The sequence below is a fragment of the Nostoc sp. FACHB-110 genome, assembly GCF_014697425.1.
In the GTDB taxonomy this organism is placed as follows: domain Bacteria; phylum Cyanobacteriota; class Cyanobacteriia; order Cyanobacteriales; family Nostocaceae; genus Nostoc_B.
Map to the genome: position 1 here is coordinate 123,943 of NZ_JACJRU010000002.1, position 13,308 is coordinate 137,250.

Annotated in this window: 10 protein-coding genes; 2 read left to right on the forward strand and 8 right to left on the reverse strand. The window is 41.2% G+C overall.

The window, feature by feature from the left end; genetic code table 11:
- Positions 1-21: 21 nt before the first annotated feature.
- The 4 genes from H6G69_RS02950 to H6G69_RS02965 all read right to left on the reverse strand — a co-directional run bounded on the left by H6G69_RS02950 (position 22) and on the right by H6G69_RS02965 (position 5,381).
- Positions 22-1,377 carry an ammonium transporter gene (locus tag H6G69_RS02950; protein WP_190682015.1) on the reverse strand — a complete coding sequence of 452 codons (1,356 nt, stop codon included), beginning with the start codon at positions 1,375-1,377 and terminating at the stop codon, positions 22-24.
- Positions 1,378-1,749: 372 nt separating this feature from the next.
- Positions 1,750-2,073 (reverse strand): YnfA family protein, encoded by a 324-nt coding sequence (locus tag H6G69_RS02955; protein WP_190681398.1) that lies wholly within the window; start codon positions 2,071-2,073, stop codon positions 1,750-1,752.
- A 297-nt stretch (positions 2,074-2,370) separates the two neighbouring features.
- Positions 2,371-3,981 carry an ammonium transporter gene (locus H6G69_RS02960; RefSeq protein ID WP_190681400.1) on the reverse strand — a complete coding sequence of 537 codons (1,611 nt, stop codon included), beginning with the start codon at positions 3,979-3,981 and terminating at the stop codon, positions 2,371-2,373.
- Positions 3,982-4,811: 830 nt separating this feature from the next.
- Positions 4,812-5,381, reverse strand: coding sequence for a DUF3611 family protein (locus H6G69_RS02965; RefSeq protein ID WP_190681402.1), 570 nt, complete (start codon positions 5,379-5,381; stop codon positions 4,812-4,814).
- Between the two features lie 587 nt (positions 5,382-5,968).
- On the opposite strand from H6G69_RS02965, the gene H6G69_RS02970 reads away from it, so the two are divergent.
- Entirely contained in the window at positions 5,969-6,979 is a 1,011-nt protein-coding gene (locus tag H6G69_RS02970) for a saccharopine dehydrogenase-like oxidoreductase (RefSeq protein ID WP_190681404.1), read from the forward strand.
- A gap of 27 nt (positions 6,980-7,006) precedes the next feature.
- On the opposite strand, the gene H6G69_RS02975 is transcribed toward H6G69_RS02970, so the two are convergent.
- The 4 genes from H6G69_RS02975 to H6G69_RS02990 all read right to left on the reverse strand — a co-directional run bounded on the left by H6G69_RS02975 (position 7,007) and on the right by H6G69_RS02990 (position 12,222).
- Entirely contained in the window at positions 7,007-7,573 is a 567-nt protein-coding gene (locus H6G69_RS02975; RefSeq protein ID WP_190681405.1) for a hypothetical protein, read from the reverse strand.
- 154 nt (positions 7,574-7,727) lie between these two features.
- Positions 7,728-8,951 carry a type II secretion system F family protein gene (locus H6G69_RS02980; RefSeq protein ID WP_190681407.1) on the reverse strand — a complete coding sequence of 408 codons (1,224 nt, stop codon included), beginning with the start codon at positions 8,949-8,951 and terminating at the stop codon, positions 7,728-7,730.
- Positions 8,952-9,043: 92 nt separating this feature from the next.
- Positions 9,044-10,165 carry a type IV pilus twitching motility protein PilT gene (locus H6G69_RS02985; RefSeq protein ID WP_190681409.1) on the reverse strand — a complete coding sequence of 374 codons (1,122 nt, stop codon included), beginning with the start codon at positions 10,163-10,165 and terminating at the stop codon, positions 9,044-9,046.
- 44 nt (positions 10,166-10,209) lie between these two features.
- Complete coding sequence (locus H6G69_RS02990) at positions 10,210-12,222, reverse strand: GspE/PulE family protein (RefSeq protein ID WP_190681411.1); 2,013 nt, start codon at positions 12,220-12,222, stop codon at positions 10,210-10,212.
- Positions 12,223-12,519: 297 nt separating this feature from the next.
- Here H6G69_RS02990 and grpE point away from each other — a divergent pair, with 297 nt between their 5' ends.
- A complete protein-coding gene (grpE, locus tag H6G69_RS02995) occupies positions 12,520-13,263 on the forward strand; it encodes a nucleotide exchange factor GrpE (RefSeq protein WP_190682018.1) in 744 nt (247 codons plus the stop codon).
- Positions 13,264-13,308: the final 45 nt, after the last annotated feature.

Sequence of the window (13,308 nt, forward strand, 5' to 3'; positions counted from 1 at the left end):
TACACCTATTGGTTGGCAAATTTATGTAATAGGTCTATCGCCACCAAATTCGGAGTTGTAACCTTCTTCACCGTGTTCGTTGATATCCAAACCTTGGATTTCGGCTTCTTCTTTGACGCGCAGACCCACAGTCGCATCGATTACTTTCAGAATAATAAAAGTACCAATTGCGGCGATCGCATAGGCAACTACAATTGCTGCTAATTCTACTCCGAGTTCGCCAAAGTTCCCACGTAATACCCCATCTTTACCGCCGCCATTAACCTGGGTGGTAGCAAAGATAGCAGTTAAAATCGCACCCACTGTACCACCAACACCATGCACCGGATAGGTATCTAAGGCATCATCAATTTGGAGTTTGTGTTTAAAACTCACTGCGTAGAAGCAGACAAAAGAGGTAATAAAACCAATTAAAATCGCCGCTAAAGGAGTGACAAATCCAGCTGCGGGTGTGATACCTACTAATCCTGCAACTGCGCCTGTAGCTGCACCTACAGCTGTGGGTTTACCGCGTAATGCTGCTTCTAAAATTAGCCACATCAAAGCCGCCGCCGCCGCCGCCGTATTGGTAGCGACAAAGGCAGTGGTGGCTATGTTTGTAGGGATATCACCAGAAGTGCCACTAGCAGCAGATAAAGCACTACCCGCATTAAAGCCAAACCAACCAAACCACAGCAAGCCAGCACCTAATAAGATAAAAGGTACGTTATGGGGCGGGCTGAGGCGGTCAGGGTGAGTTTTGCGTGGCCCAAGAACAATTGCCGCTACTAACGCCGAAACCCCAGAACTAATGTGAACGACTGTACCACCTGCAAAGTCTAACGCGCCTAAACCGCCATATAAGCCAAGAAATCCACCTTTAGCCCAGACCATGTGTGCTAAAGGGCTGTAAATAAAGGTTGACCACAGCAACACAAACAAACTGTAAGCGCGAAAACTCATCCGTTCGGCGATCGCACCAGAAATCAACGCAGGGGTGATAATGGCAAACATGGCTTGATAAATCATGTATGCCTGATGAGGAATTGTCCCAGCATAAGAAACGACCTCTTTCGGCTCAGAACCTTGGAGATAATTAGTTGTTTCTAGCCCTACACCATTTAACCCGAGCCACTGCAAACCACCGATAATTGAGTTTCCTGGCGCAAAAGCTAGGCTGTATCCCCACAAAACCCAAGTTACGCCAACAATTGCCATCAACACAAAGCTCATCATCAAAGTGTTGAGGATATTGCGCGATCGTACAAATCCACCGTAAAAGAATGCTAGTCCTGGTGTCATCAACAAAACTAATGCTGCTGACACCAGCATAAATGCTGTATCTCCTGTATCAGCAGCGGGTGGTGCTGCTGGGGTTTGGGCAAGCGCATTGCCCATGAGGGGCCACCCTAAAAGTAATATAGTCAAAGCCGCGATCGTGATGCCTTTCTTCAGCACTTGTTTCTTTCCTTTTTTCTTGAAAGTCAAGATTTTTTGTATACTAAACTACATTGCATTCTTTTTTGCTACTCATTTTTGTCTCGAAAGATACCCAACTGAATTTTTTTCAAAAGATTAACAAAAATATAATCCTTGTGACAGTTGTCAAGACATTAATAAATGTGTATTGATGCAATTTTCGCATTTTTTGTTTGAGGATTCACATTGATTGCGGTATAAATAAATTTTTGTATTTGAGTTAGTTCACATATCCAAGTCCAAGATTAGTAACAAACCAAATAATGCCAGAAATTACAAGCGGAATTGTACTTAATTTCTGGGTGCAAAGATAATAACCAAAACACTTAGCAATATCAAGAAAGTCCCTATCAAGTCGTAATTATCTGGTTTGACTTTATCGATTTGCCAACCCCAAAGCATCGCCATTGCAATAAATACACCGCCATAAGCCGCATAGACTCTGCCAAAATTAGCAGGTTGCAAGGTAGAAATTACACCATAAAGAGCTAAAGTGATTCCACCTAAAATTCCTAACCAAATTGACTGACCTTGACGCAACCATAACCAAATTAAATAACAACCTCCTAATTCAAATAAACCAGCCCAGACAAAATAAATTAGGGACTTGATCATATACAAAATTTGGACTCAGAAAAGTAGGTTGGGTGTAGCGATAGCGTAACCCAACAAAGTATGCTCGGATGTTGAGTTTCTTTCCTCAACCCAACCTACGCCAGAATTGGTTTTTAGTCTTAACCCAAGCGTATTGCCATATACAAAATTTGTACTCAGAAAGTTGAATTTTTTGTCAATAAAAAGCTATGAAATTAAAAAAATTATTCAAGCTTGCATAAGAAAACCACCCTCTACATTCAAGGCAAAAGTTGTAGGGGTGGATATTGGTCAGCAATAAATTTGAAGATTGACAAACTACAGAGGACTTTTTAAGTCACCACCAGATGAAATTCCTCCAGAGCTTTGCCCTTCATTAAATCCACTAGGGCTAGCTTCTTTCAAAAATCCACTGTAGGCTTCCATACCATGTTCGCCAATATCTAAGCCTTCTAATTCTTCTTCTCTAGAAACGCGAATTCCTAAAGTTGCTTTGAGTATTAACCAGAAGATGCTGCTCAAAAGAACAGTGAATCCTCCAACTGCAAGAACACCAACTATTTGTGGAATTAATGTCCCAAAGCCACCACCGAAGAATAAACCATGAGGGCCGATTGGCTTACCAGCTAAGTCAACCAACCAAGGATAACCACCAGGGCCAACAGCAAATAAACCCACCGCTAAAGTACCCCAAATCCCGCAAACTAAGTGAACTGAGGTAGCACCTACTGGGTCATCAATCCCGATTTTGTCAAAAAATGGTACAGCAAAAACAACTAAAATCCCAGCAATCAAACCAATCACGATGGAACTGGGAATATTAACGTAAGCGCAAGATGCAGTAATACCTACTAAGCCTGCCAAAATACCGTTGATAATCATCGATAAGTCTGGCTTACCTAAGTAAAACCAAGCTGTAATAGTAGCAGCAATCCCACCAACAGCACCTGCCATATTAGTTGTTAAAGCAATGTGAGTAATTGCATTTGGGTCGGCAGCCATCACAGAACCCGGGTTGAAGCCAAACCAGCCCAACCACAAAATTAGACAACCCAAAGTGGCAATACTCATGTTGTGGCCAGGCAGAGCCACGGCTTGTTTATCTTGATATTTACCAATCCGCGGCCCGAGAAATGCGGCTCCCATCAATGCAGCCCAACCACCAACTGAGTGAACTACAGTAGAACCAGCAAAATCCCAAAAGCCCATATCTGCTAGCCAACCAGCACCCCAAATCCAGTGTCCAGTAATGGGGTAAGCAATGCCTACCAGTAACAGACTGAAAATTAAAAAGTCAACAAACTTAATCCGTTCAGCTACTGCCCCTGAAACAATTGTGGCTGCGGTTCCGGCAAACACTAGCTGGAATAAAAACTTAGCAGCTAGAGGTACGCCTGTCCAATTGAGTGCGCTAAATACGCCTTCATAGGCATCTCCGGTAGCTGGGCTGTTATCTGTTCCGGCGAGGAACAAGCCACTGTGTCCGATGAAGTCATTGCCATCACCAAACATTAAGCCAAAACCGAGGGCCCAAAATGCTACGGTCGATAAGGCAAATACAATTAAGTTTTTCGCCAGAACGTTAACCGCGTTTTTCTGACGGCAAAATCCGGTTTCTAACATACAAAAACCGGCATTCATAAAAAATACCAAAAAGGCAGCGATCGCTACCCATAAAGTATCCAGTGCAATTTTTAAATCTGCTGTTGTTGGCCCTGCGGGTGCTGTAGATGCTGGAGCTTGAGCAACTGCTACATAACCCCATCCCAAGACAATCAAACACGCCAAAGGTAAGCAAGCTTGCCAACTAGGAGAAAGACGCTTAATGGCTACAATTAATCGCTTTATTTTTGGGTTAAATTGTAAATTTTTAGCAGAATTTCTGGCAGATGTTCGCCTAATTTTTGTTCTCGATTTATTTCTTTGCATGAGTTTGAACATTCTCCTCCAAACTATCCTGAAAGGAAAATCCTATAGAGCAAAAAACTAATGCTCGAAGTTAATATGTAGCGGTTTTTGAGATTTATCTTTCAACCACTAATTTCCACGCCAGAAAATCACACTACCCAAACAAGAGTTTGGTAAATTTTTTGCTGTGATTCTTAAGAAATTATTACGTAATATCCGCAACCGTCAAGTCTCCTTCACCTAATCTTTAATCTTGTAATTTTGATTTTTAGTGCTTAACCTTTGCCAATTGTCAATACAATCGGGGCAAAAAGTTATGGAGAAATCGGCACATCATTTACACAATAAAAGCAGAGTTCAGCAAATTTTATGCTGTGGAATTACCAAGAAATGACTGGACAGAAATTGTTAAATTACTTCTTGATGTAAATCTTGGTCAACTCACAAATAAAATTTGACTGATTTTCTATTTATCAATTTTGCAATTCTGTATAATTAGATACTGTTTTTTGCGGCGTGTGTTTTCTAATACACTAAAAGTTAATATATGAATCAACCATATCCTTGATAGACAAAGGCTCTATCCTTATAGGTTAAGAAAATTAAAAAAATATTAAATTATATAAAATTTGAGTATAGATTAATACCCATAAGTCATCTTCGATGTTTAATCAAAAATCTTTGCTATTCGCTGTTGTCTGTCTACAAAAGTATGTTCACTCATTCAATCAAATTCTGCATATTTAATTGGTTAGGCTAAAAAATTTAGGAAAAAACTCAAAGATAAGATCAGCACTTTGAGTTTCAGATGATCAAGCTGACTAGTAAATTTTCAAAACATCCAAATATTATTAGTGTTTATGCACTCGTTCTAATAACCATAAAGATGCAATTGTACCGACAAAATGAGCAGTAATACCATTAATATTTGCCACTGCGACAAACACATCAAGAGCGCGAATAATTTTGTTCGGGTCAGTTATTGCCACACCAGGCGGTTGAGAGATTGATTTAGCGACTAGCACTCCTAGAGTTGAGCCAGTCCCAAATAAAGTTAATAATATCCCAAGTAAACTGACAATTATTCCTAATCTAATAGCTTTGATCGTATCTATTTTACTAGGATGTAAAGCGTGGTTAGGATTTCCTAACCGTTTGCCGAGGCGAGTATAACGAAAATCCCAGTAAACGCTAAATAGTAAAGTAAAAATGCCACAGATAGCCCAGAATATGCCAACTCCCAAACCAGCGTTTGGTTGGTCGGCAAAACCGCGTCCAGTGGCGGCAAACAAAACTGTTAAGCTAGATACCACTGCTAGTCCTAGCTGTATCCAAAAAGTAATCCAGCCTGTTAACCGAAGATTGTTAGCTATCCCCTGAATTGATGGTGCTACATTTGTAACTTCTGTTTCAGTGTGCATACTCTTGTCCGTCTGATTAGGATAACTCCTCATCTTTAGGATATTTCGCCGCGATCGCAGCTTACGCCCACCTACAGACATAATACCCAAACTATCTTGAGTCGGAAATTAATCACAAATTTAGTATTTAAACTTAAAAATAAGATGTTAATTTCCCAATAATAATTGCTTGATAAATACCAACAAGATGTTTTTTGTCATTGAATTATTTTGCAAATCTTATTGGAAAAATTTTTAGCTTAACTTTGCGCTTGACCCTGCGCTCCTCTGAGTTCAAAAACATTAGTTATGTACCTCACTTAACTAGGAATCGCTATAAATAAATATCTAGAGTAACTCCCCCTTTATTTGAAAAAATCATGACATTTAACTATCACTATTGATGTAATACACTTTTTTGTGAAAATTTATTCAAGTCTTGTTCAAGCAGCAAGAATTTCCTGTGAAAAAATTGATCTGGGTGGATAATAAAGCATAATTATCTTTTATGGCTTTGAGCGATGCCTAACGGTGAACCGCAAAGCGTCTACACTGTCAATCAAGATGGTTGGGACTCAAAGCCTCTGATTCAACTTAAGTAATTGACTATGAGTACAGAAAATCTCAAAATTGCGCCAGCGTTACGTGTGGGAGTACTGGGTTTTGGCGGACTCGGACAAGCAGCCGCCAAGGTACTTGCTGGTAAACGAGAAATGACTTTAGTAGCAGTGGCAGACCAAAAAGGTTACGCCTATGTCACTGATGGTTTAAATTTTAAAGATTGCATTGCGACCTATCAATCACAAGGCTCTGTAGGTTATTTAGAGCCAATCGGTACATTAACAAATAACAGTATTCAAGATTTAATCGATAGTAACCAACCTGTTGATGGTTATTTTTTAGCTTTACCCAACCTACCCAACGACTTTATCCCCTCTGTTGCCAGACAATTTATCAAATCTGGTTGGCGTGGTGTGTTAGTAGATGCCATCAAGCGCACCAGTGCAGTAGAACAGCTAATGGCGATGAAAGCCGAACTACAAGCCGCAGGTATTACCTACATGACAGGATGTGGTGCTACACCCGGACTGTTAACTGCTGCTGCGGCTTTAGCTGCTCAAAGTTATGCGGAAATTCATCAAGTTGAAATTACCTTTGGTGTAGGTATTGCTAACTGGGAAGCTTACCGTGCCACAGTGAGAGAAGATATTGGTCATATGCCCGGTTATACAGTAGAAGCAGCCAGAGCAATGACTGATGCAGAGGTAGAAGCATTACTAGACAAAACAAATGGCGTGTTGACCTTAGAAAACATGGAACACGCAGATGATGTAATGTTAGAGTTAGCAGGAATAGTAGAACGCGATCGCGTGAGTGTTGGTGGTGTAGTTGATACCCGTAATCCCAAAAAGCCCCTCAGCACCAACGTCAAAGTGACAGGACGTACCTTTGAAGGTAAAATTTCCACCCATACATTTACATTAGGCGATGAAACCAGTATGGCCGCAAATGTCTGCGGCCCTGCTTTTGGTTATCTCAAAGCTGGTATGCAATTACATCAACGTGGCATGTACGGCATTTTTACCGCAGCTGAAATCATGCCTCAGTTTGTGAAGTAACGGGTGAGGGGCTAAAGGCTAGAGAGGCTAGGGGTTAGAGTCTCTAGCTTGTAGCCCCTCTTCATCTCTTCGTTCTTCTTCTAATAGTAAATATGATGTTTGTATAACAAAGGGCAATTCTGCACCAATTAGACCTCGTTGAATGCGTTCCGATGTTTCACTAAAAACGACAAACAAAGGATATATAGCATTAGCTCCTTCACTTAAAACATGGCTGTGGCGAGGGGGCATTAACCATTCATAATCTTGGTCTAAATAAACTTGTGTTTGCCGCCAACGCCCTAACAAATCTGAAAAATCTTCATGGGGACGATGAATAAATAACAAAATCTCGGCTCCAGTTTTAATTTTCCATTCTGGATCGCACATTAAAATTGATATATCACAGGGTAAAGGAATTGCCTGAGGAGCTTCAGACGTAGTATGACGCAGACGAACAATGGGTAGAGGAATAGTAATTAAACTTTCATCTGGACGACGCAAACTAGGAATCATTTCCAGGTATGGTCTATGTTGTTTAAGTAGAGCGATCGCCGCTTGATGATTGCTATACTCTGCCAAAGTGGCTTCATAATGAGATTTCTGCACAGGCATAATTTGATTAAGTATGAAGTATGAAGTATGAAGTGTGAAGTTTATAGCAATTGACAGGCTAGTTAATACCTCTGTAGATGATAAAATGTAGGCAACAAAAGACTTTTAATTCTGTCACCTGTAACCTGTCTCCCTGCTATATCCTTCTGCGTTTTCATCCCAGCTTTTCAAACACTTTGAATAGTGGCAAATACATTGCTAAGATGATTGTCCCAACCATGCCCCCTAGAACCACAATCATCAATGGTTCCATAATACTAGTTAGTGCTTTGACTGTTTGTTCCACTTCATCTTCATAGAAATCAGCAACTTTCATCAACATTCCATCTAATTCCCCAGTTTCTTCACCAATACTCATCATTTGAATTGCCATAGGGGGGAAAATTTTCTCTTTTTGTAACGCAATACTAATCATGCCTCCCTGTTGCACTTCTAAACGCGCTGCATCTATAGCGTTAGCCACAATTTGGTTGCCTGATGTATCTCGCACAATTTCTAAAGAAGTTAAAATTGGTACTCCTGAACGAGTTAAAGCACCAAAGGTGCGGCTAAAACGAGCAACTGAAGACTTTTGAATTAACTCACCAAACAAGGGAATTTTCAGCGAAAGACGGTCAATTGTTTGACGACCAGCTTCTGTTTTATAAAACTGCTTATAGACATATCCTAAACCTATGAAAGCACCAATAATTACTACAGACCAAAAACTTCGCAAAATGCCACTACAAATCATTAAAAACTCAGTTAAAGCAGGTAATTCTGTCCCTAAATCTTTGAAAATTCCCGCAAAAATAGGTATCAGAAAAACTGTCATCCCCACAAAAATAGTGACAGCGATAAAACCGACAACTACAGGATAAGCTAGGGCAGATTTAATTTGGTTTTGTAAGCGAGCGACATCTTCTAATAATTTTGCCAACCGACCTAATACTTCATCGAGTACACCGCCTACTTCACCAGCCTGAATCATACTCACATATAAACCATCAAAACAATCAGGATGCTTCCGCATAGCATCAGAAAGATTCATCCCGCTTTGGACATCATTACTAATATCAATTAAGGCTTGTTTCATTTTAGGATTTGTACACTGGTCAGATAGCACACCTAAACCTCTAACAATGGCTACACCAGCATTCACCAAAGTAGCAAGTTGTCGAGAAAAAACTGCTTTTTCTTTAATTGGAACTTTAACAAATGAATTCTGAAATTTTTTGAAGTCAAAATTTAGTTGAAAGCCTTGAGATTCTGTGATTTCTTGAACGACAAAACCTTTATCTCTAAGATTAGTACGCGCTTGTGTTAAAGATTCAGCGACAATTTTTTCTTTCCGCGATTTTCCTTGAGCATCTCGAATACTGGCAACGTAGGTAGGCATAAATCAAATAAATTCAAAATTTTAAATCTGGTTATCAGGCAATAATCAATATTTAAACTATTAACTATTGCCGTTTTTAAGGGGATGAAATTTTAGTGAGCTTTTGCTGCACCAGGTTTTGCTGCTGATGGAGGAGGCGTTGTCGCACCAATAAGACGTTGAATTTCATCAGGTTTAGAAGTTTTAGACATTGCAGCTTCAAAAGAGATGGTTCCAGCTTTGTAATAATCTGCTAAAACTTTCTCCAGAGTTTGCATTCCCAATTTGCCACCAGTTTGAATAGCTGAGTAAATTTGTGATGTTTTACCTTCTCTAATTAAGTTAGAAATAGCGGGAGTCACAATCAGAATTTCTTGAGCCATGACTCGACCATATTCACCTGGTTTAGGGTTTTTCTTGGGTACTAAAGTTTGGCTAAACACTGCTACCAAGGAGTTAGATAATTGCACCCGCACTTGAGTTTGTCTCTCATGGGGGAAAACGTCGATAATCCGGTCAACAGTTTGTGCCGCAGAACTGGTGTGTAATGTGCCGAATACTAAGTGTCCGGTTTCTGCGGCGGAAATTGCCAAAGAAATTGTTTCTAAATCCCGCATTTCTCCCACCAGAATAATATCTGGGTCTTCCCGCAGGGCTGCTTTTAAGGCGTTAGCAAAGCTCTTAGTATCTTCGCCCAATTGCCGTTGGTGGACTAAGCTTTTAATTGGTTCGTAAACAAATTCAATCGGGTCTTCTACTGTTAAGATATGCTCTGCTTTTGTGCGGTTAATCAAATCGATCATTGCCGCTAGGGTGGTTGTTTTACCAGAACCTGTAGGGCCAGTTACGAGAATTAATCCTCTAGGTTTGTCTGACATTTCTCGCACAACATCAGGTAAACCTAATTTTTCAAAGTTAGGAATTTTAGAACTGAGTGCGCGTAAACAAGCAGCGTAAGAGCCGCGTTCTTTGTATACGTTCACCCGAAACCGAGCTAAACCCTTAACACCGTAAGAACAATCTAACTCCCAGGTTTGCTCTAGAGTCTTGCGTTGGGTGTTGTTGAGCATACTAAAGATTAATCTTTGGCATTGATCACCTGTCAAAACTTGATCGCCAATCGGAGTCAGTTTGCCACTGATACGGAAGTAGGGAGGTAAACCTGCGGACAAGTGCATATCCGAACCACCCATTTCAATCATCTGCTCCATCAAGTCTTCAATCATCATTTCCATAGTTCTGCTCCTCAATTTTTAATTCAAAATCCAAAATTGTCTGACTAATCTTGAAATCTGGGTGTCATACAGTAGGGACAATCCAGCCATTCCGGTTGGAGTTCAGCACTGCAAGTTCGACAGGTTAAACCGCTCTTACGCTTGGCTCTTAATTCTGCTTCTAAGCCTGTATCAGTAAATGTCACCCGATCAACTTCTTCTAGGGTGGTGGCTCCCTGACGCACTAAATCTAAGCTGTAAGCCAACAAGGTTTTCATACCTTCTTCCACAGCAACTTCTTTGATACGTTCTGTGGGTGCTTCTTGGTTAATCAGAGTTTGCAGATTTTCGGTGATCCGCATAACTTCGTAAACACCACAGCGTCCTCTATAACCACCGCCATTACAATTTGGACAAAGATGATTTTTAGCTTTGGCTTCTGCTATGGCTTCTACGGTTAAAGTATTAGCTTTATAAAATGTGAGTTCTACATCACCCGAAGCAGACAGACCATAACGAGCTAGTTCTTCGGCAGTGGGAGTATAAGGAATGCGGCATTCAGAACATACGCGCCGCACTAAGCGTTGTGCTAGAACACCGATTAAGGAACTAGACACCATGAATGGTTCAATGCCCATTTCTCCCAAACGAGCGATCGCACCAGGAGCATCGTTAGTGTGTAGAGTAGTTAATACTAAGTGACCTGTTAAGGCAGCCTCAATCGCTGTTTTGGCAGTTTCTTTATCGCGTGTTTCACCTACTAGTAACACGTCTGGATCTTGCCGCAAAAACGCCCGCAGTGCCGTGGCAAAGTCTAATCCTTTTTCCCGAATTACCTGTACTTGGGTAATCCCTGGCAAGCTGTACTCAATCGGGTCTTCAACCGTACTGATATTGATTCCCGGTGAATTTTTTTCTGCCAAGGCTGAATATAACGAGGTTGTTTTACCAGAACCCGTTGGCCCAGTCACCAAAATCAAACCAAAGGGACGACTAACCATCTCTTGGACAATATTTAAGGTTTCTGGGTCGGTGATTAACTTGTTCAAACCCAATTGGGTAGAAGAGTTATCCAAAATCCGCAGTACTACTTTTTCCCCGTAGCGACTGGGCAAAGTATTCACCCGAAAGTCTACTTTTCTGCCTTCAAAAATCCGGCGAATACGTCCGTCTTGAGGTAAGCGTCGTTCGGCAATATCTAGGTTGGCAATAATTTTAAAGCGGGCTGTGACTGCAGGAATAATCTTTTTCGGCAGTTCAGGAAAGGCTTCACCCAATACGCCATCTTTGCGAAAACGAATGCGTAAGTTTTCTTCTTGCGGTTCGATGTGAATGTCCGAAACTTTCTCATGCAAAGCTTTGGCTAGAATTCTGTTTACAAGGCTAATGACAGGCGCATCTTCCGCACCTTTCATCGCTGCGCCTAAGTCAGCCTCCATATCTTCAGGCGCATCTTGTAAATCCAGATTTCCCAGATTCTCTAAATCCTGATTGATATCTGTAAACTTTTCTTGCTCTAGATGCTTTTGCCTGACAGCCAAATCATCTAAATATTGATTAATCAGCTGCTGATAATCTTCTTGAGTGATTACCATGCGCTGCAAGCTTAAACCTTGGGGGCGCAAGATGCGATTTAGATCGTCAGAAGCTTCTAGGTTGTCGGGATCAACCATCGCCACCAAAACGCTTGGTGGGTTTTGGTCTTCGTTTTTGGATAGCGGTACTAAGCGATGGCGACGACAAATATCTACGGGTATGAGAGTTTCAATCAAGCTCCCGACACTCGTATTGCCAATGTTATTGACTTCCGGATCGAGGTATTCAACCCCGTATAGTATTTTAAGTTCAAATAACTGTTGTTTTTTATACTGCCTGAGAAATTCAGGTGATAGTTGTCGCCCGGTGATCGACTCCAGCACTTCCGTCAGGGGCCTGCCAGATTTGCGACTTTCAATCAGTGCCTGTCTCATCTGTTCGCTATTAACATAGCCAGATTGCACTAGCTTACTGCCGAATGGCGAAAACTCTGTTCTGGTCGTGAGAGCGGTACTGCGCCGTTGCGGTGACGAGTTAGTCATAGGTGAGCAATTACTAGGGGAAAACCTCTGAATCAAGTATTCCCAAGCTGTGGCTGAAAATTTTCATTTAAACTTAATAAAATTTTTCGGGAAGTAGGAAGTGGGAAGTATAAAGTATGAAATCTCTACTTCACACTTCATCCTTGGTCGTTCGGGTTCCCGTCCTTTGACGATATACGCTAATATATTCACCATTTGTCACAATAAGGTGACGGTGATATTACTTCCAGAACAATGTTGGCAATCATATCTCCCTCTGTGGTGATTTATTGTCATCAAGGGTATCTGGAAGAGACAATGATGGACGAAAATAAACAGGTAAACAATACCAGCCAGCAATTGGGTGAACCAACAGAGGTAAAGCAAGAGATGATGAGCGATTCCCCAGCCCAAATAAACTCCAACGAATCTGGCAGCGAGGTTACTGAGCAAGTTGCAGCCACAAGCAATGTATCAGGAGATACGGCTGCGCTCAATCAAGAAGATAACTTCGCTGCAAGCGACAAAACAGAAACACCAGCTTTGACAGAATTAACTCAACAAATTGAGTCTCTCAAAGCCCAGGTAGAAGAACGTAGTAGTCAGTACATGAGGATTGCGGCAGATTTTGAGAATTACCGCAAACGCACTAGCAAAGAAAAAGAAGAGCTAGATGTCCAAGTGAAGCGGAATACAATTCTCGAATTGTTGCCAGTGGTTGATAATTTTGAGCGGGCGAGAGCGCACTTAAAACCACAAACTGATGGCGAGATGACAATTCACAAAAGTTATCAAGGTGTTTATAAACAATTAGTAGATTGTTTAAAACGCTTAGGGGTATCACCGATGCGTCCAGAAGGTGAGCAGTTTGATCCTAACCTACATGAAGCAGTAATGCGGGAACCTACGGATGAACATCCTGAAGGAACAGTGTTAGAAGAGTTAGTGCGCGGATATTATATAGGCGATCGCGTGCTACGTCATGCAATGGTTAAGGTGGCTGCTCCGCAAGAGGATACACCGTCTGTACCAGAAGATCAGTCGAGTTCAGCCAACAGTTAAGCTGTTGTTGCTTGCCTTACTTCAAGTAAAAAGTTAAAGGTAAAA

Coding starts and splice junctions, on each gene's coding strand:
- H6G69_RS02970 (WP_190681404.1), top strand. CDS start 5,969: ATGAGTACAGAAAATCTCAAAATTGCGCCAGCGTTACGTGTGGGAGTA.
- H6G69_RS02975 (WP_190681405.1), bottom strand. CDS start 7,573: ATGCCTGTGCAGAAATCTCATTATGAAGCCACTTTGGCAGAGTATAGC.
- H6G69_RS02960 (WP_190681400.1), bottom strand. CDS start 3,981: ATGCAAAGAAATAAATCGAGAACAAAAATTAGGCGAACATCTGCCAGA.
- H6G69_RS02965 (WP_190681402.1), bottom strand. CDS start 5,381: ATGCACACTGAAACAGAAGTTACAAATGTAGCACCATCAATTCAGGGG.
- H6G69_RS02950 (WP_190682015.1), bottom strand. CDS start 1,377: ATGGGCAATGCGCTTGCCCAAACCCCAGCAGCACCACCCGCTGCTGAT.
- H6G69_RS02980 (WP_190681407.1), bottom strand. CDS start 8,951: ATGCCTACCTACGTTGCCAGTATTCGAGATGCTCAAGGAAAATCGCGG.
- H6G69_RS02985 (WP_190681409.1), bottom strand. CDS start 10,165: ATGGAAATGATGATTGAAGACTTGATGGAGCAGATGATTGAAATGGGT.
- H6G69_RS02990 (WP_190681411.1), bottom strand. CDS start 12,222: ATGACTAACTCGTCACCGCAACGGCGCAGTACCGCTCTCACGACCAGA.
- grpE (WP_190682018.1), top strand. CDS start 12,520: ATGATGGACGAAAATAAACAGGTAAACAATACCAGCCAGCAATTGGGT.
- H6G69_RS02955 (WP_190681398.1), bottom strand. CDS start 2,073: ATGATCAAGTCCCTAATTTATTTTGTCTGGGCTGGTTTATTTGAATTA.